The sequence below is a fragment of the Mesorhizobium sp. C399B genome (genome assembly GCF_030323185.1).
Lineage (GTDB): Bacteria > Pseudomonadota > Alphaproteobacteria > Rhizobiales > Rhizobiaceae > Mesorhizobium.
The window spans coordinates 3,614,805-3,631,949 of the sequence record NZ_CP100472.1 but is presented as its reverse complement, the minus strand read 5'-3'; the positions used below and the strand labels follow the sequence as shown (position 1 = coordinate 3,631,949).

General features: G+C 64.0%; 16 protein-coding genes. 7 read left to right on the top strand and 9 right to left on the bottom strand.

Annotated features, from left to right (window positions below; genetic code table 11):
- Nucleotides 1-9: 9 nt before the first annotated feature.
- Entirely contained in the window at nt 10-873 is an 864-nt protein-coding gene (locus tag NLY36_RS17550; RefSeq protein ID WP_023736898.1) for an FAD binding domain-containing protein, read from the bottom strand.
- A 383-nt stretch (nt 874-1,256) separates the two neighbouring features.
- Between NLY36_RS17550 and pncA the strand changes: the two genes are divergently transcribed.
- Nucleotides 1,257-1,871, top strand: a complete 615-nt coding sequence (gene pncA / locus NLY36_RS17545; RefSeq protein ID WP_023736899.1) for a bifunctional nicotinamidase/pyrazinamidase — start codon at nt 1,257-1,259, stop codon at nt 1,869-1,871.
- Between the two features lie 85 nt (nt 1,872-1,956).
- The gene (locus NLY36_RS17540; RefSeq protein ID WP_050591552.1) at nt 1,957-3,324 is read left to right on the top strand and encodes a sodium:proton antiporter; all 1,368 of its coding nucleotides are present in this window, start codon (nt 1,957-1,959) and stop codon (nt 3,322-3,324) included.
- Nucleotides 3,325-3,485: 161 nt separating this feature from the next.
- Here NLY36_RS17540 and NLY36_RS17535 read toward each other — a convergent pair whose 3' ends face one another.
- The 8 genes from NLY36_RS17535 to gcvA form a co-directional block, all read right to left on the bottom strand.
- Complete coding sequence (locus NLY36_RS17535) at nt 3,486-4,223, bottom strand: ABC transporter ATP-binding protein (protein ID WP_023736901.1); 738 nt, start codon at nt 4,221-4,223, stop codon at nt 3,486-3,488.
- Nucleotides 4,220-4,945, bottom strand: a complete 726-nt coding sequence (locus tag NLY36_RS17530; protein ID WP_023695898.1) for an ABC transporter ATP-binding protein — start codon at nt 4,943-4,945, stop codon at nt 4,220-4,222. The genes NLY36_RS17535 and NLY36_RS17530 overlap by 4 nt, the downstream gene beginning before the upstream one ends.
- Nucleotides 4,942-5,904: a branched-chain amino acid ABC transporter permease gene (locus tag NLY36_RS17525; protein WP_023689192.1), complete on the bottom strand. Its 963-nt coding sequence runs from the start codon at nt 5,902-5,904 to the stop codon at nt 4,942-4,944. Before NLY36_RS17525 ends, NLY36_RS17530 begins: the two co-directional genes overlap by 4 nt.
- The gene (locus tag NLY36_RS17520) at nt 5,901-6,782 is read right to left on the bottom strand and encodes a branched-chain amino acid ABC transporter permease (RefSeq protein WP_023671284.1); all 882 of its coding nucleotides are present in this window, start codon (nt 6,780-6,782) and stop codon (nt 5,901-5,903) included. The genes NLY36_RS17525 and NLY36_RS17520 overlap by 4 nt, the downstream gene beginning before the upstream one ends.
- Before the next feature lie 159 nt (nt 6,783-6,941).
- Nucleotides 6,942-8,246 (bottom strand): ABC transporter substrate-binding protein, encoded by a 1,305-nt coding sequence (locus NLY36_RS17515; protein WP_023732666.1) that lies wholly within the window; start codon nt 8,244-8,246, stop codon nt 6,942-6,944.
- Between the two features lie 152 nt (nt 8,247-8,398).
- The gene (locus NLY36_RS17510) at nt 8,399-9,841 is read right to left on the bottom strand and encodes a hypothetical protein (protein ID WP_023736902.1); all 1,443 of its coding nucleotides are present in this window, start codon (nt 9,839-9,841) and stop codon (nt 8,399-8,401) included.
- Between the two features lie 190 nt (nt 9,842-10,031).
- Nucleotides 10,032-11,336 carry a nicotinate phosphoribosyltransferase gene (pncB, locus tag NLY36_RS17505; RefSeq protein WP_023683568.1) on the bottom strand — a complete coding sequence of 435 codons (1,305 nt, stop codon included), beginning with the start codon at nt 11,334-11,336 and terminating at the stop codon, nt 10,032-10,034.
- Between the two features lie 169 nt (nt 11,337-11,505).
- Nucleotides 11,506-12,474, bottom strand: coding sequence for a transcriptional regulator GcvA (gcvA, locus tag NLY36_RS17500; protein ID WP_023671280.1), 969 nt, complete (start codon nt 12,472-12,474; stop codon nt 11,506-11,508).
- A 212-nt stretch (nt 12,475-12,686) separates the two neighbouring features.
- On the opposite strand from gcvA, the gene speB reads away from it, so the two are divergent.
- From speB to NLY36_RS17475, 5 genes are all read left to right on the top strand, one after another.
- Nucleotides 12,687-13,748, top strand: a complete 1,062-nt coding sequence (gene speB, locus NLY36_RS17495; protein ID WP_023736903.1) for an agmatinase — start codon at nt 12,687-12,689, stop codon at nt 13,746-13,748.
- Between the two features lie 83 nt (nt 13,749-13,831).
- The gene (locus NLY36_RS17490) at nt 13,832-14,626 is read left to right on the top strand and encodes a transporter substrate-binding domain-containing protein (protein ID WP_023736904.1); all 795 of its coding nucleotides are present in this window, start codon (nt 13,832-13,834) and stop codon (nt 14,624-14,626) included.
- A 6-nt stretch (nt 14,627-14,632) separates the two neighbouring features.
- Nucleotides 14,633-15,289, top strand: a complete 657-nt coding sequence (locus tag NLY36_RS17485) for an amino acid ABC transporter permease (RefSeq protein WP_023683571.1) — start codon at nt 14,633-14,635, stop codon at nt 15,287-15,289.
- The gene (locus tag NLY36_RS17480) at nt 15,286-15,933 is read left to right on the top strand and encodes an amino acid ABC transporter permease (RefSeq protein ID WP_023671276.1); all 648 of its coding nucleotides are present in this window, start codon (nt 15,286-15,288) and stop codon (nt 15,931-15,933) included. Before NLY36_RS17485 ends, NLY36_RS17480 begins: the two co-directional genes overlap by 4 nt.
- Before the next feature lie 68 nt (nt 15,934-16,001).
- Complete coding sequence (locus NLY36_RS17475) at nt 16,002-17,090, top strand: ABC transporter substrate-binding protein (protein ID WP_023671275.1); 1,089 nt, start codon at nt 16,002-16,004, stop codon at nt 17,088-17,090.
- Nucleotides 17,091-17,145 lie beyond the last annotated feature (55 nt).

The window sequence follows — 17,145 nt, the reverse complement described above, 5'->3', positions numbered from 1 at the left end:
CGGAGTGGCTCATGCCGCCACCATGCTGTTGTCGTTCGTCAGCCCGCAAGCCCCCAGCACGGCGCGAGCGACAAGCTCGCGCGCTGCGTCGAGCCGGTATTCGGCGCTGCCGCGCACGTCGGCAATCGGCGAGAGCTCGGCCATCGGCGCGGACAGGAGCGCATCGGCGAGTGCCGGGCCGACAGGCTTGCCCACCAGCACGGCTTCGACAGCGGCGAGCCGCTTGGCCACGGCCGAGCAGGACCCGACCGCGACAGCGGCTTCCATGACGATGCCAGCCTCGGCAACGAGGCGCGCCGCCACCATGGCGATGGAGATGACGAGGTATCGCCGCGCACCGAGCTTGACGAAGGCCGACGTGCCGGCGGCCCTGGGCTTCGGCACCCGGATGGCGGTGACCAGCTCGCCCGGTAGCAGCGCGGTGCGGCGGTTGCCGAGAATGAACTCCTGCAGCGGCAGATTACGCGTCGCGGCTGCAGAGCGCAGCTCGACCTCGGCGTCCAGCACCAGCAGTCCCGGAACGCCATCGGCGGCAGGCGAAGCATTGCAGAGATTGCCGGCGATCGAGGCGACATTCTGGATCTGCAGGGAGCCCACTTCGCGCGCGGCCTGCTTCAGCGCATCGAAAGCCGCCGGCAATGGATGGCGGACAAGGTCGGTCCAGGTGGTGCGGGCGCCCAAAACCCAATGGGTTTCGGTCTCGGCAATGCCGCGCAGCGAGTGCAGGCCGTTAATATCGAGAACATTGTCGCGGAACGGTTTGGCGCCCTGCGCTGGATAGAAATCGGTGCCGCCGGCAAGCACGCGCCAGGCGCCCTCGCCCAGCAGAGCGAGCGCCTCGTCGAGCGTGGTGGGTTTCGCGTAACGGATCACGCTTTGCCTTCCAAAAAAACGGCCTTCCCATTGGGACCTTCAAAAGGTGGGGACTTCCCGAACCCGCCAGTGTCTGATCAGGCCAAATTCATTCGTATGCAAATGATATCAAGCTGGCGGAAATTGTCAAAGCCGGAGTTTAAGGGAACCCGGCCGCCATGCATTTGTTACGTCCGCGCACGATCCCCAAAAATCGGAATCGATTTTCGGAAAGGATCCTGCGCAAAGTAAAGTGCTACAGCGTCCTTTGCGCGTCCGAAGGGGACGCGCGGCGCTGTAGGAGGTTGACGCAGGCGGCCATCCGGTCGAGTTTCTGCATCCGGTCGCATCAGCGGCGTATTTCACTCGATCCCCCGTTCGAGACGTAGAAGAGGAGAGGCGCCATGGCCGACGAAGCGCTTGTTGTCATCGACCTGCAAAACGACTTCTGCCCCGGCGGCGCACTGGCGGTTGCCGGCGGCGACGAAATCGTGCCGCTGGTCAACGATCTGATCCGGCATGCCGAGCATGTCGTGCTGACGCAGGACTGGCACCCGGCCGGACATTCGAGCTTTGCCTCCAGCCATCCGGGGGCGCAGCCCTTCAGCACAATCGAGATGCCCTATGGGCCGCAGACTCTGTGGCCCGACCATTGCATCCAGGGCAGCCTCGGTTCGGACTTTCACTCGGGGCTCGCCTGGACCAAGGCCGAGCTGGTGATCCGCAAGGGGTTCCGCCCCGATATCGACAGCTACTCCGCCTTCTTCGAGAACGACCACAAGACGCCGACCGGGCTCGCCGGCTACCTCAAGGAGCGCGGCATCGGCACCGTGACCCTGGTTGGCCTGGCGACCGACTTCTGCGTCGCCTTCTCGGCCCTCGACGCGGTCAAGCAAGGCTTCAAGACGACGGTGCGGCTCGACGCGTGCCGCGGCATCGATCTCAACGGTTCGGTCGAGGCGATGCTGAAGAGGATGCGCGATGCCGGGGTGAGGCTCGAAGACCCGATCTCGGAGTGACTGGATCGTGACGCATCGAGGGGGCTGCACACAGTTGGGGAAGGCTTTCGCGGCAGGTGTACTCGCTTCCGCTGTGTCTCCGCAAATGGCCTTCGCGGCCGAGGCCCGCGGTCTGCCCGATGCTGCCATGTCGCTGTCGTGGGCGCTGCCTTTCGCCGGCCTGCTGCTGTCGATCGCCACCGGACCGCTGCTGTTCCACCATGTCTGGGAGCATCATTACGGCAAGATCGCCGCCGGCTGGGCAGCGCTGGCGATCATCCCCCTGATGGTTGCATTCGGCGTTCCGGTAGCCGGCGAAGCCGTGCTGCACACGCTGCTCACCGAATACATGTCGTTCATTATCCTGCTGTTCGCGCTCTACACCATTTCGGGCGGCATCCTTGTGGCCGGCAACATCCATGGCACGCCGCTGGTCAATGCCGGGCTGCTGCTCGTCGGGGCAATGCTGGCCTCGGTGATCGGCACCACCGGCGCCTCGATGATCCTGATCCGGCCGATGCTGCGCGCCAACGACAACCGGCAGTTCAACGCCCATGTCGTCATCTTCTTCATCTTCCTGGTGTCCAACATCGGCGGCTCGCTGACGCCCTTGGGCGACCCGCCATTGTTCGTCGGCTTCCTGCGCGGCGTCGACTTCTTCTGGACGACGGCGAACCTCTGGCGCGAGACGCTGTTCACCGGCGGCTTGGTGCTGCTTGTCTTCCTGGCCATCGACATCATGCTGCATCGCCGTGAAGGCGGCGCGCCGAAGATCAAGGATCCGACGCCGGATACGAAGGTGCGCCTTCGCGGCCTGGCCAATCTGCCGTTGCTGGCCGGCGTCATTGCCGCGATCCTGCTTTCAGCTGCCTGGAAGCCGGGCGTGACTTTCTCCATCCTCGGCGTCAGCCTCGAACTGCAGAACCTGGCGCGCGACGCCATTATCCTGGGGCTCGCCGGACTGTCGCTTGTCGTGTCACTCAAGAGCCATCGCGAGGCCAACGGCTTCACCTGGGGCCCGATCGCGGAGGTGGCGAAACTGTTTGCCGGCATCTTCATCTGCATCGTGCCGGTAATTGCCATCCTTCGCGCCGGCCATGACGGCGCGCTGGCGCCGCTGGTGGCGCTGGTGACGTCACCCACCGGCCAGCCCAATGATCTCGCCTATTTCTGGCTGACCGGCGGGCTGTCGTCCTTCCTCGACAATGCGCCGACCTATCTGGTGTTTTTCGAACTCGCAGGCGGCGACGCGCGGCACCTGATGACGGAGGCGGCCTCGACGCTGGCTGCGATCTCGGCCGGCGCGGTGTTCATGGGCGCCAACACCTATATCGGCAATGCCCCCAACTTCATGGTCTACGCCATCGCCCGGCATCGCGGCGTGAAAATGCCGGGCTTCTTCGGCTACATGGCGTGGTCGGGCGTGGTGCTGATCCCGATATTTCTGATTACAGGTTTTGTCTTCTTTGCGTGATGCGAAGGGCGCTGGGCCCTTACCTACCCCGTGTGGGGAGGTCGGACCGAAGGTCCGGGTGGGGGTCGGTGCCGCCCCCACCCGGCTGCTTCGCAGCCACTTGTCGGGGCGAGCCACGGGTCTCGCCCGTCCTTCGGACCCCCACAAGGGGGAGGGTAATCTTAGCCGACGCCCACATATCGGCGCACCGCCGACGGATCGGCGCGAAGCTGTTCGACATCCACCGTCTCGCGGTTACGGCCGTTTTCGATGAAGCAGACGCGGTCGGCGACGGACAGCACGGCGTCGACGCGCTGTTCGACCAGAATGGTGGAGACACCTAGCTCACGCAGCTTCACCACCGTCTCGCGGATTTTGGCGATCATCGACGGCATCAGCCCCTCCGTCGGCTCGTCTAGCAACAGCACCTGCGGCTCCAGACAAAGCGCGCGGGCCATGGCCAACATCTGCTGTTCGCCACCGGACAAAGTGCCGGAGCGCTGCCGCAGCCGCTGGCGCAGCAACGGGAAGAGGTCGAGCACGCTCTCGCGCGTCGCTCTTCCCTTGCCGCGCGCCATCAGGCCGATCTCGATGTTTTCCGCCACCGTCATCTCGGCGAACAGCCGCCTGCCTTGCGGCACATAGGCGACGCCGGCCTTGGGCACCTCATGCGCCGGCAGGCCGGTCAACTCCTTGCCGGCGAGCCGGATCGAACCGGCGCTCGACCGAACCAGCCCCATGGTCGCTTTCAGCGTCGTCGTCTTGCCGGCGCCGTTGCGACCGAACAGGCACAGCACCTCGCCCTTGTTGAGCACGAGATCAAGACCGTAGAGCACCTGAACCTCGCCGTAGAAGCAGTCGAGCCCGGAGATGGTCAGCGCTTCAGTCGTGTGGGTATCAGTTTTGGGGGCTTCGCTCATGCCGCCGTTCCCAGATAGGCTTCCTGCACCTGTGTGTTGGCGCGGACCTGTTCGGGCGTGCCTTCGGCCAGGATCCTGCCGGCGTTGAAGACGGTGATGCGGTCGGCCAGTTGCATGACGACAGGCATGTTGTGCTCGATCAAAAGCACGGTGGCGCTCTTGGCGATCTCGCGCACCAGGTCGATGAAATTGTCGATCTCGCTGTCGGCCAGCCCTTGCGTCGGCTCGTCGAGGATCAAAAGCCGCGGCTTCAGCGCCAGGCCCATTGCCACTTCCAGCAGGCGCTGATGGCCGTAGGAAAGCTGGCCGGCCGGCATATGGGCGCGGCCGGCCAGTCCGGTGCGTTCCAGCGCGGCCATGACGCCGGTGCGCACCGCACCTTTCGAGCGGGCATCGGTCAGCGTGCGCTGCACCGGCAGCGCGACATTATCGTAGGCAGAGAGGTTGGCGAAGACGCTGGTGATCTGGAAGGTGTAGGCGATGCCCCGGCGCACCCTGAGATAGGCCGGCTGGCTGGTGATGTCGGCGCCGTCGAAGACGATCATGCCGGACGATGGCTGAATGCGGCCGCTGACCAGGCTGACGAAGGTGGTTTTGCCGGCGCCATTGGGGCCGATGACGGCGCGGATCTCGCCCGGCATCAGCTGAAAATCGACACCGTCGACGGCGCGCAGGCCGCCGAAACTGCGCGCCAGGCCTTTGGTGGTCAGCAACGGCATCATGGGAGCCACCCGAGCCAGCGCTGGCGGATGGTGCCCAGAATGCCTTTGGGGAAAAACAGCACCAGCAGGATGAGCGCAATACCGACGATCAGGAGATAGGCGGAGGTGTAGCCGCTGGCGGTGTCGATGACATAGTACATGAACACCGTGCCGAGCAGCGCGCCCAGCGTCGTGGCGGCGCCGCCGAGCAGCACCCAGAGCAGCGGCAGGATGGAATACTGCACCGAGGCAAAGCTCGAGCCGACATAGCCGAACAGCAGCGCATAGGCCGCACCCGAGGCGGCGCAGATGGTGCCGGAGACGACGACGGCGATCAGCTTGTTGGAGAAGGTGTCGTAGCCCAGCATTTTCGTGCGCTCCTCGTTCTCGCGCACCGCGACCAGCACGCGGCCATAGCGGGAGCGGACGATGGCGAGGGTGATCAGCAGCACGACCGAGAACAGCGCCAGCGCGCTCATGTAGCGCACGGTCGGGTTGGTTAGGTCGAGCGATGTCGCGCCGAAGGCCAGAACCCGCGCCGGCTGCGGCACGACCAGACCCTGGTCGCCGCCGGTCCAGGCGGCGAAATAGAGGATGACGAGGTAAAACACCTGCGCGAACATCATGGTGACGATCATGAAGGCGACGCCGGTGGTGCGCAGCGCCAGCAGGCCGATCACCAGTGCCAGCAGCGCGCCGCAGGCGATGCCGGCGAGGAAAGCCAAAGGCACGCTCCAGCCGAGATGGATGACCGCGAGACCAGCGCCATAGAGCCCGGCGGCGAAGAACATGGCGTGGCCGAGGCTGAGCAGGCCGACATAGCCGAACAGCATGTTGTAGCCCATGGCGAACACCGCCAGCACCATGATGCGGGCCAGCAGGCCATGATGGTAGTCGGGCAGGACGAAGCTCAGCGCAAACAGCAGCGCGATGACGCCGAGATGCAATGCATAGGCTTTTGCCGGCGAAGCTTCGCTCATCGCGACGCCTGCCCGAACAGGCCCTGCGGCCGGAATACCAGCACCATGGCCACCAGCAGCGTGGCGATGATCTTGGCCAAAGTCGGCGAAAAGAACACCGAGATGATGCCGTCGGACAGGCCGATCAGCACGGCGGCGACGACGGTGCCGCGCAGCGAGCCGAGGCCGCCGATGATGACGACGATGAAGGACAACAGCAGCGGGTCCTGTCCCATCAGATAATGCGCCTGACTGATCGGCACGATCAGCACGGCGGCGATGGCCGCCAGCATGGCGCCGAGCCCGAAGACGCCGGCATAGACGCGGTCGACCGGAATGCCGAAGGCCTGCGCCGTCTCGCTGTCATATTGGGTGGCGCGCATGATGAGGCCGATCTTGGTGCGCGTCAGCACCAGCCAGGTGGCGATGAGCAGAAGGGCCGAAGCGGCAATGATCGACAGCTTGTAGCCGGAATAGCCGAACCAGGGCAAAAGGATGCGGTAGCTGAAGGGCGGCTCCACCGGGCGGGCTTCCGGGCCATAGAAGCTCAACGCCAGCTGCTGGATGATGTAGAGCATGCCGATCGTGGCGACGATGGTGGCTTCCGGATTGTAATTGAGCCGGCGCAGCACAAGCCGCTCGGCGACCAGCGCAATGGCGCCGACAATCAGCGGCGCAATCACCAGCGCCGCCAGGAAGCCGAGCGTGGGATGGCCGGGTATCGCCGTCGAGATCGCCCAGGCCAGCACCGCGCCCAGCATGAAGAACTCGCCATGGGCGACGTTGACGACGCGCATGACGCCGAACACCAGCGACAGCCCAAGCGCCGTCAGCGCCAACACGGCGGAGGTGACAAGGCCTTCGAGGGCGGCGAGGAGGAGATGGGGTCCGAAATGCATTCAGGGCGCCCTTACCCTCCCCTTGTGGGGAGGGTGACCGCGCAGCGGTCGGGTGGGGGTTGGGCACGGGCCGTCGCGACCCCCACCCCGTCTCGCAAGCTTCGCAAAAGTGCGAAGCTTGCGTGCCGACCCTCCCCACAAGGGGGAGGGTAAGGCGCCTCACAGCGCCTGCGTCGTATAATCCCCTTCGGCCTCGTAAAGCCCGTCCTCGATCTTGGTCTTGTGGACGACATTCAGCTTGCCACCTTCGACCTTGGAGATGTTCTGGATGCCAAAACACTGGTGGATCTTGCCGTTGAAGGTCTTCGGCCCCTGCGGATGCTCCGGCCCTTCGGCGAATTCGGTCAGCGCCTCGGTCGCCTCGACCAGCTTGGCGCGGTCTTCCGGGCCCTTGTAGCCGGCATCTTCCATCGCCTTCTTAACGACATAGAGCGTCTCCCAGCAGCCGAACATGTGGGCGGCGGTGGAGACGTCCTTGGGGTCGCCGACGGCAGCCCCATTGTCGTCGATGCCGACAGCGGCGCGGTAGGCTTTCTGGGCGGCCGAGTCATTGGCCTGCGCATAGCGCGGCGAACCTTCCCAGAAATGGCTGCCGTCCAAAAATTCGAGGCCGGGGCTGTTGATGTCGGTGGCTTCGAGCGAATCGATGAAGCCGAACAGTTGCGGCCGGTTGGAGCCGTAGAACTCGCCGAGTTCCTTGACGAAGGTGAGCACGGCCGGGCCGACCATCACGTGGTAGATGACTTCGGTCTCGGCCGGGATCTGCGGGAAGTATTTCGTGAAAGATGACTCTGTCGGCGGGATGGCGATCTGGGCGATGACCTCGGCGCCTTGCGCCTTCAGCGCCGGCGGCAGGTAGTCGCGATGGTCGTAGCCGAAGGCGAAATCGGGGAAGATCTGCGTCACCTTCTTGCCGGCATTGGCCGCGATCCATGGCGCCATCGACTGGATCTGGCTCTTCACATCGGTGATGCCAGGCTGGAAGACATAGCGGTTGAGCTTGGTCGAAGCGACGTGGTGGCCTTCGCTGACGACGAAATAAGGGATCTTGTTTTCGCCGGCGGCCGGCGCCGAGCCGATCACCACATGCGAGAACAGCGTGCCGAAGACGATGTCGGTCTTGTGCTGGGTGGCGAACTTGCCGACCACCTCGGCGCCACGGCCGGGATCGGTGCCGTCATCCTCGATCACCAGTTCGACAGGTCGGCCATTGATGCCGCCGGCGTCGTTGATCGCCTTGACCGCGGCGGCACTGGTCTTTTCATACCAGCGGCCATAGGCGGCGCCGATGCCGGTGCGGTGCGACTGGAAGCCGATCTTGATTGGCGCCGAACTCTGCGCCTGGCTGTAGCGGACGAAGCCGGGCGCGAGCGTCAGCCCGGCGCCGGCGGCGAGACCTTTCAGCGCGGTGCGGCGGCTAAGGGTGGATTTGGAGAGATCGAAAAACCCATTCTTGTCAGTCACGGCAGTTCCCCTGTTTTTGAGTTTTGACTGTCTGTAACGAGGCAAGGCCACTCCCTTGCAGGAGGGGCAGAAATTGCATGTGTACAAACTAAATCACCAAAGCACAGAGCTTGCAAGCGGGCTTTCCGCAAAGGCATGTGGATCAGCTTGTCTCATCCGGCCGTCGGCGTGGCAAGCAACCACAGGCCGAAGATCGTGTAGGCAATCATCAGCATGGTGAGCGGCAACTGGCTGAGGGCGGCGCGCGATGGCGCCTGGTGCAGTCGCCAGGCCAGTCCATGGGCAACGAGCACCGCCAGCATGTGCCCGACGATGATGATGCCGGCCTGCAGGTTCCACAGCCACCAGGCGGAGTGGGCCCCGGCGACGAGGCCGGCCTCGATCTGCATGTCGGCGGCGCCGAACAGGTTCCATCCCAGCGCGAACGGGTCGGACAAAGCGGCAATCGCATACTGGCCGTCGACCAGCAGCGCCGTCAGATAGTGCGCGACATGATAGGCGAGCGCGATCGGTACGATCGACCAGACCAGCAGCCCGGCGGCCTCGCCGTGGGAATGTCGGCTGCCGGCAAGGCGCTGGCCGAGTATGACGGCCAGCAGGAATGCCGCCGCGAGCAGGACGAAGGTCAGCACGAGGCCAAAGCTGCTTATGCCGATGAGCGCCGTGCGGCCGGGATATTCCAGCGGGTTGATGCCGAACAGGCCGAGCCAGAAGAAGGTTTTCGACAGGCCGTCGAAGGACACCGATGACAGGCTGAGCAGCAGGACGGCCATACCGCTTGCCGGCAGGGGCGCTGCGCCGAGCAGTTTTGAGCCCGGCCAGCAGAGAGCGAGGCGACCGTGTTCATCGCGCTCGACGATGGCGAAACGAGCCACCATGGCGAAAAAGATCGTCAGGAATTCGCCGCGCCGGCTCCAATCGCGGTAGCCGAAGGCGAGCATGGCGATGAAGGTAAGCAACCAGTAGAGGCCGGCGGCATAGGCCAGCCGCGCCGGGTCGTCGGGCGCCGGATAGATCAGTTCGAACCAGGCGAAGGCGAAGAACAGGATAACGGCCGGCCAGCGGCCGAGCCATGAAGGCAAACGCGATTTCTGTCCCTCACCGCCACGAAGCTTGAACAGGCGGCTTTCGATCCGCCGCGGGCCATACCATGGATTCAGCCACGACCAGAGATCGCCGAACAGGCCTTGCGCGATGGCAAGGCCGACCCAGAGCAGCGTCCAGATGGTTAGCGACAGCGGATTGGAGAGCGGGTCGCTGCTGCCGAACAGGCCGGCGGCGATGAGCGTTGCGAAGCCGGCAAAGGAGATGAGGCTGATGATTGTGCGGGCGGTGTCGCTGAAGGTGAAAAGTTGTAAGCGGCGGCGCCAGAAGCGGTCGAGGGTTGCGGGTGGCAGCAGGGCGAGGACGAGGAAGCTGACCGCGACGGCAAGCGCGCCGCCGGCGATGTAGTAGCCGGTGGGAAGCAGGAGGACGTGGCCGCGGTCGGAGGCGTGGGCGAAGGCAGGGGTGGGGAGGAGTGTGAGGGTGGTGGTGATAAGGGTTGGCCGGTGACAGCCGCGCTCTACGACGCCCCCCTCTGTCCTGCCGGACATCTCCCCCTCAAGGGGGGAGATTGGCAGTTGCCCTGCCGGCGCTTCCTTTGCAACGTCGGAGATTAGCGAAGGCGGAGATGACGGGGTAATCTCCCCCCTTGCGGGGGAGATGTCCGGCAGGACAGAGGGGGTGGGCGGGAACTCACGCTATCGCGATTTCCATTTCGTCCAGCAAGGCACCCGCCGACCCTCAAACCTTGACCAGCTGCTCCACGCGGTCCTTCGCCCCGAAAATCCGGAGATAGCGCTCGATCTCCTTCTTGTCGCCCGTCGCTTTCGCCGGATTGTCCGACAGCTTCACCGCCGGCCGGCCATTGGCCTCCGTTACCTTGCAGACCAGCGATATCGCATCCAGGCTGTTGGTTTCGGTCGGCGCGCAGCCTTCGAAATCGTTGGTGAGGTTGGTGCCCCAGCCGAAGGACATGCGCACCTTGCCCTTGAAGTGCCTGTAGGTCTCCTCAATGGTTTCGACCTCGAGACCGTCGGAGAAGATCAGCAGCTTCTGCCTGGGGTCCTTGCCCTTCTCGCGCCACCAGTCGATGATTTTTTCGCCGCCTTCGATCGGCGGCGCGCTGTCGGGGCGGAAGCCGGTCCAGTCGGCGACCCAGTCCGGGGCGTCGCGCAGGAAGGATGCGGTGCCGAAAGCGTCGGGCAGCACGATCAGCAGGTTGCCGCCGTAATAGCGCTGCCAGTCCTGCAGCACCTTGTAGGGTGATTCCTTCAATTCCTTTTCCGACTTGGCAAGGGCGGCAAAAACCATCGGCAGCTCATGCGCGTTGGTGCCGAGCGCTTCGAGGTCGTTGTCCATGGCCAGCAGCACGTTCGAGGTGCCGGTGAAGGCTTCGCCAATGCCTTCCTTGAGCGCCTCGACGCACCAGCGCTGCCACAGGAAGGAATGGCGGCGGCGGGTGCCGAAATCGGAGATGCGGATGCCGGGCAGCGCCTTCAAGCGTTCGGTCTTGGCCCACATCTTCCCCTTGGCGCGTGCATAGAGCACGTCAAGCGCGAAGGGACCGAAGGCGCGCATGGCGGCGCGGGAACGAAGCTCATTGATGATCGCCAGCGCCGGGATTTCCCACAGCGTAGTGTACATCCAGGGGCCACTGAAGGAGAGCTCGTACTGTCCGTCGCGCTTGGAGAGCTCGTAGTCGGGCAGCCGAAAACCTTCCAGCCAGGCGAGGAATTCCGGCTCGAAGATCTGCTTGCGGCCATAGAAATTGTTACCGCCAAGCCAGATCATCTCCTTCTTGGAGAAGCGCAGCGTGCGGGCATGGTCGAGCTGGTCGCGCAATTCGCCTTCGTCGATGTCGTCGGCAAGCCGCACCGAGGTAGTGCGGTTGATCAGCGAAAAGGTGGCGTCGACCTTGGGGTACATGCCCCAGATCATCTGCAGCATCAGAAGCTTGTAGAAATCGGTGTCGAGCAGGCTGCGGACGATCGGGTCCAGCTTCCAGGTGTGGTTATAGACGCGCCGCGCTATATCGGTTCTTGCCATGTCCTGCCGTCGCCTTCGCTGCTCACGTCTTTCTTACGCAATTCCGGACGGGAAACCGCCGCACAGTTTTCCTGGAATTGCCCGGCAAGAGCTTATTAGCATCGAATTTTTGAAAGCGCCTCCCGCTTTCCGGGCTGGCCCGACAAAAAGCAGTCGCTCCGGTCCAGCCTCAACTCTTGGCGCCCACCACCCGCAGCGCCGGACGCTTCCGGCGGCTGCCGATGCGGCCGGCCACCGGCGCGTCGGCGCGGCTGTCGGCCTGTTCCTTTTCGGCGAACAGCCAGTCGACGAACAGCTGTACGATCGGCGCTGAACGCATCTCGTTGCGGCAGACCACATAGAAATCGTCGACCGCCGGCACCGACAGGCTGAACGGCGCCACCAGCAGGCCCCTGGCGAGCAGCATGCTGGCGGTGACGGAATCGCCGAGCGCGACGCCGTGGCCATGCACCGCGGCTTCGATCGCCGTGCGGGCGTCGCCGAGATGGTGACGGCGGCCACGTTCGAGGTCGAGCCCATCGGCGGCGGCCAGCCAGGTGTGCCATTCGCGGCCATCATCGCCATGCAGGATGACATGGCCAGCAAGATCCCGGCAGATGCGGAGCGGCCGGTTGTTGATCAGCGTCGGACTGACCACCGGGAACAGTTCGAGGCCCGACCATTTGCGCATCCAGCAATCGGTCCAGCTGCCGTCGCCATAGAGCACGCAGACATCGACCTGTGGGGCGCGGATGTCCTTGGGGTCGTTGGACGGGATCAGCGTCAACCTGATGTCAGGATATTGCGCCATGAAGCTGCCGAGCCGCGGCGTCATCCACAGAAGCAGCAGCGCCGGCACGCAGGAGACCGACAGCGTACCGGCGCTGGCTGGCCTGGTCATGCGCTGGGTGGCGGCGGCGATGCCGTCGAAGGCGGTCGAGACGGCCGGCAGCAATTCGGCGCCGTGCGGGGTGAGCTTTACCCGCTGTCCGGTGCGTTCGAACAGTTTTACGCCGAGTGATTGCTCGAGCGCCTTGATCTGGTGGCTGATCGCGCCATGGGTGACGTTGAGCTCACTCGCCGCCTTGGTCAGCGAGGCATGCCGCGCCGTCGCCTCGAAGGCGCGCAGGGGATTCAAGGGGGGCAGACGCTTGGCCATGAGCAACCGGATACTCTGTGAGATTTTCTCACAATCAGCACCGTAACAATATCAATTGATTTTTCAATGCCGCTGCCGGACACTTTGGCAGGTCAACAGCATCAATGACGTGAAATCTACAGGCAGCCAGCGGGACAGCGGCCCCGCCGGATGATGGTCAGTTCGCAGGTGTCGCCACGGCCGCATGCATCAGCCCGCAGGAGGAGACCGACATGGGTTATGACAGAGGCAAGCTCGACGCGCTGCGCCGCAAATATGGCGAGAGCCATGGCGGCGAGATGTTCGACCCGAAGTTCCGCAAGGTCGCCGACAAGATCTTCTCCAAGAGCGGCACCCGACTCGCGCCCTATGCCGGCATCCCGACCTTCCTCGCCGCGCCCTATCGCGAAATCGCAGCCGACAATCCCGATTTCGGCGATTTGCAGGTGGCGATCATCGGCGTGCCGATGGATCTCGGCGTCACCAACCGGCCCGGCTCGCGCTTTGGACCCAGGGCGCTGCGCGCCATCGAGCGCATAGGCCCCTACAATCATGTGCTGGAATGCGCGCCGACGCATGAGCTTCGCGTCGCCGACATCGGCGATACGCCGTTCCGCAGCCGTTACCGGCTGGAGATCAGCCACGAGGATATCGAGCGCCGCACCAACCAGATCGTCGATGCCGGCGTGCTGCCGCTCTCGGTCGGAGGCGACCACTCGATCAGCCATCCGATCCTGAAGGCGGTCGGCAAAAAGGCGCCGGTCGGCATGATCCACATCGACGCTCATTGCGACACAAGCGGGCTGTTCGACATGACCAAGTTCCATCATGGCGGACCGTTCCGCAACGCGGTGCTGGACGGCGTGCTCGACCCCACCCGCACCATCCAGATCGGCATCCGCGGCTCGGCGGAGTATCTGTGGGAGTTCACCTATGAATCCGGCATGACGGTCGTGCATGCCGAAGAGGTGACGGGTCTCGGCATTCCGGCCATCATCGAGAAGGCGCGCAGAATAGTCGGCGACGGCCCGACCTACATTTCCTTCGACGTCGACAGTGTCGATCCGGCCTTCGCGCCGGGTACCGGCACGCCGGAAATAGGCGGCCTGACGACGCGCGAGGTGCTCGAACTGCTGCGCGGCTTGAAAGGCCTCAACATTGTCGGCGGCGATGTCGTCGAGGTGGCGCCGCAATATGACGCGACCACCAACACCGCCCATGTCGGCGCCCAGGTCCTGTTCGAGATCCTGAGCCTGATGGTGTTCAGCCCGGCGATCACCGGCAAGGGGGCCTGACGGATTTCACATGCAAAGGCGGCCGCCGCGCTGGAGCCGGCGGCCGTTTCCAAAACAAACAAGCTTCCAGAAGGGGAATACCAATGACAATCCATATGAAATCAATTATCGCCGCTGCGCTGATGCTCGCCGGCCTCGGCTTCGCCTCCCAGGCCAATGCCGACGCCGTCGACGACATCACCAAGGCCGGCGCCATCAATGTCGGCATCTTCTCCGACTTTCCGCCCTTCTCCTCGGCCAGCGCCGATATGAGCATCAAGGGTTACGACGTCGACGTCGCGCAGGCGATCGCCGATTCACTTAAGGTGAAGCTCAATCTGGTCAGCGTCACCGGCCAGAACCGCATCCCGTATCTCACCGACAAGCGCGTCGATATCCTGATGAGCGTCGGCTATTCCAAGGAGCGCGAGGAGGTCATCGATTTCGCCGCCGCCTATGCGCCCTATTACATCGCCGTCATCGGTCCGGCAGCGCTTTCGATCAAAGGCAAGGAAGATCTCGCCGACAAGTCGATCGCCGTCAATCGCGGCACGCTGGAGGATACGTCGCTGACCGAAGCGGCGCCGGCATCGGCCGACATCAAGCGCTTCGACAACTACAATTCCGTCATCCAGGCCTTCATCTCGGGCCAGACCCAGCTGATGGTGGTCGGCAATGATGTCGGCGCCCAGGTGCTGGCCAAGCAGGACGCGCTGAAGCCGGAGCAGAAGTTCCAGCTTTTGACCTCGCCTTCGCATATCGGCCTCAACAAGAAAGAGGACCGGCTGAAGACGGCGGTCAATGATGCGGTTGCCAAGATGCTGGCCGACGGCAAGCTCGATGAGAGCTCGAAGGCCTGGCTGAAGACGCCGCTCAATCCCGACAACCTCAAGGATTGAGTTCTCGTGGCCTTTGCCTGGCTCCCAGGTGCTGTGGGCGACATCGCGCGCGGCGCGGCCACGACGATCCTGTTGATCGTCGTGACCACGCTCGTGGGCACGCTGCTCAGCATCCTGGGCGCTGCCGGCCGGCGCAACGGCCCGGTATTCGTGAAGCGCGCCATCGCGGTCTATGTCGAGGTGATGCGCAACACGCCGTTCCTGGTGCAGCTGTTCTTCATCTTCTTCGGCCTGCCCAGCCTCGGCATAAGGCTCGATCCGATCCTGGCCGCCATGCTGGCAATGACGCTCAACATGGCGGCCTACACGATTGAAATCGTCGGCGCCGGCCTCGATGCCGTGCCCGGCGGACAGACGGAAGCCGCCTTGGCACTCGGGCTTCGGCCACGCCAGGTGTTTGTCAAGATCGTGCTGCCGCAGGCGCTCAAGGTGATCTACCCGGCGCTGACCAGCCAGATCGTCATCATGATGCTGGAATCGGCCGTGGTGTCGCAGATCGCCGTGCGCGAGCTGACCTATGAGGCCGACATGCTGCAAGCCCGCACCTTCCGGTCCTTCGAAACCTATTTCGTCGTGACCTTGGTCTACCTCGTCCTGTCCATGGCCTTGCGCCGGCTGCTGGTCACAGGCGGGCGCCGCGTGTTGGGGGCAGGTGTCACATGATCGAATTCACCTTCTGGGACATCGTTCGCAATCTGCTGCTCGCCGCCCGCTGGACGGTGCTGTTGTCGCTGGCGGCCTTTGTCGGCGGGGCGGTGGTAGGGCTGATCGTGCTGTTCTTCCGCATCGCCGAAAATAAATGGAGCCGGCGCATCGCTTCCGGCTACATCGCCCTGTTCCAGGGAACGCCGCTGTTGATGCAGCTGTTCCTGATGTTCTTCGGCCTGCCGATGCTCGGCCTGCGCATCGAGCCATGGACGGCAGCGGTGCTCGGCCTGACCTTCTTCGCCAGCGCCTATCTGGCCGAGATCTGGCGCAGCGGCGTCGATGCGCTGCCGCGCGGGCAGTGGGACGCTGGCGCCAGCCTTGGGCTGCACCGTCTGCAGGAGCTCAGGCTGATCATCCTGCCGCAGGCGTTCTCGATCACAAGGGCGCCGATCGTCGGCTTCCTGGTGCAGTTGATCAAATCGACGGCGCTGACCTCGATCATCGGCTTCGAGGAGCTGGTCAGAACCTCCAACGCCATCAACAACGCCACCTTCGAACCGTTCAAGGTCTACGGGCTGGTGGCGCTGATCTTCTTCGTCATGTGCTTTCCACTGACGCAATACGCCCGTACGCTCGAACAACGAGCGGCGGCCCACTGACGCCAGGCGGCGACAGTGCGTGAAGGGAACCTGCCGGAATAGAACGGCATCAACTGAGGAGAAACCAGATGAACAGACTGATTGGAAAATCCCTGACACGGCGCGGCGTGCTTGGTGCGGGCCTCGCTACAGCCGGCGTGCTCGCCATGCCGTCGATCCTGCGCGCGCAGGACAAGTCGCTGAAGGTCGGCGTCTATGGCGGCTATTTCAAGAAATCCTTCGACGAGCACGTCTTCCCCGATTTCACCAAGGCCACCGGCATTGCAGTGGAATCGGTCGCCGAGCCGACCGGCGAAGCCTGGCTGGTGCAGCTCGAACAAGCGTCCAAGGCCGGCCAGGCGCCGGCCGACCTTTCGATGATGTCGCAGACCTCGACGCTGAAGGGCCAGTCGACCGAATTGTGGACGCCGCTCGATACGTCGAAGTTCAAGCACTACAACGACCTCTTGCCGCGCTTCGTCAACAAATATCCGGATGGCCGGGTCGCCGGCATCGGCGCCGTCGCCTGGTGGATCACGCTGGTCTCCAACACCGATGTCTACAAGGATGCGCCGACCTCATGGGAGACGCTGTGGGACAAGGCCAATGAGGACAAGCTTGGCCTCCTGGCGCTTGCCTCGAACTCGTTCCTGCTCGAAGTGACAGCCAAGACCTTCATGGGCGGCACCAATGCGCTCGACACCGAGGACGGACTGAACAAGGCGTTCGAAAAGCTCGCCGAGCTCAAGCCGAATGTCCGGCTGTGGTATCGCGACGAGGCGCAGTTCGAGCAGGCGCTGAAGTCGGGCGAGATCCCGATGGGCCAGTATTATCACGACGTCACCGGCCTCGCGGTCGCCGACGGCTTCCATGTCCGCTCGACCTTCCCGAAGGAAGGCGGCATCCAGGATTCCGGCAATTGGGTGCTGTCGCGCGCCTCGACCAAGGTCGACGAGGCGCATGCCTTCATCGACTATATGAGCCAGCCGTCGATGCAGGGCCTGATGTCGCGCAAGGTCGGCACCACGCCGACGCTGAAGAAAGAGGTGCTCGACCTCAAGCCGGAAGAGTTCGCCGCGGTGTCGTCGGATATCGATCCGATCATCCCGCGCTATGACCTCTATACGTCGAAGGCCGACTGGATCAACCAGAAGTGGACCGAGCTGATCGTCGGCTGAGCCGCCCGTTCCGCTTGAAAACTGATCGGCCGCCGGATTTCCTCCGGCGGCCATT

What these genes read in the sequence shown, in the direction of transcription:
- pncA (WP_023736899.1), top strand. Translation starts at nt 1,257, where the DNA reads ATGGCCGACGAAGCGCTTGTTGTCATCGACCTGCAAAACGACTTCTGC.
- NLY36_RS17540 (WP_050591552.1), top strand. Translation starts at nt 1,957, where the DNA reads ATGGCCTTCGCGGCCGAGGCCCGCGGTCTGCCCGATGCTGCCATGTCG.
- NLY36_RS17535 (WP_023736901.1), bottom strand. Translation starts at nt 4,223, where the DNA reads ATGAGCGAAGCCCCCAAAACTGATACCCACACGACTGAAGCGCTGACC.
- NLY36_RS17530 (WP_023695898.1), bottom strand. Translation starts at nt 4,945, where the DNA reads ATGATGCCGTTGCTGACCACCAAAGGCCTGGCGCGCAGTTTCGGCGGC.
- NLY36_RS17525 (WP_023689192.1), bottom strand. Translation starts at nt 5,904, where the DNA reads ATGAGCGAAGCTTCGCCGGCAAAAGCCTATGCATTGCATCTCGGCGTC.
- NLY36_RS17520 (WP_023671284.1), bottom strand. Translation starts at nt 6,782, where the DNA reads ATGCATTTCGGACCCCATCTCCTCCTCGCCGCCCTCGAAGGCCTTGTC.
- NLY36_RS17510 (WP_023736902.1), bottom strand. Translation starts at nt 9,841, where the DNA reads ATGTCCGGCAGGACAGAGGGGGGCGTCGTAGAGCGCGGCTGTCACCGG.
- pncB (WP_023683568.1), bottom strand. Translation starts at nt 11,336, where the DNA reads ATGGCAAGAACCGATATAGCGCGGCGCGTCTATAACCACACCTGGAAG.
- gcvA (WP_023671280.1), bottom strand. Translation starts at nt 12,474, where the DNA reads ATGGCCAAGCGTCTGCCCCCCTTGAATCCCCTGCGCGCCTTCGAGGCG.
- speB (WP_023736903.1), top strand. Translation starts at nt 12,687, where the DNA reads ATGGGTTATGACAGAGGCAAGCTCGACGCGCTGCGCCGCAAATATGGC.
- NLY36_RS17490 (WP_023736904.1), top strand. Translation starts at nt 13,832, where the DNA reads ATGACAATCCATATGAAATCAATTATCGCCGCTGCGCTGATGCTCGCC.
- NLY36_RS17480 (WP_023671276.1), top strand. Translation starts at nt 15,286, where the DNA reads ATGATCGAATTCACCTTCTGGGACATCGTTCGCAATCTGCTGCTCGCC.
- NLY36_RS17475 (WP_023671275.1), top strand. Translation starts at nt 16,002, where the DNA reads ATGAACAGACTGATTGGAAAATCCCTGACACGGCGCGGCGTGCTTGGT.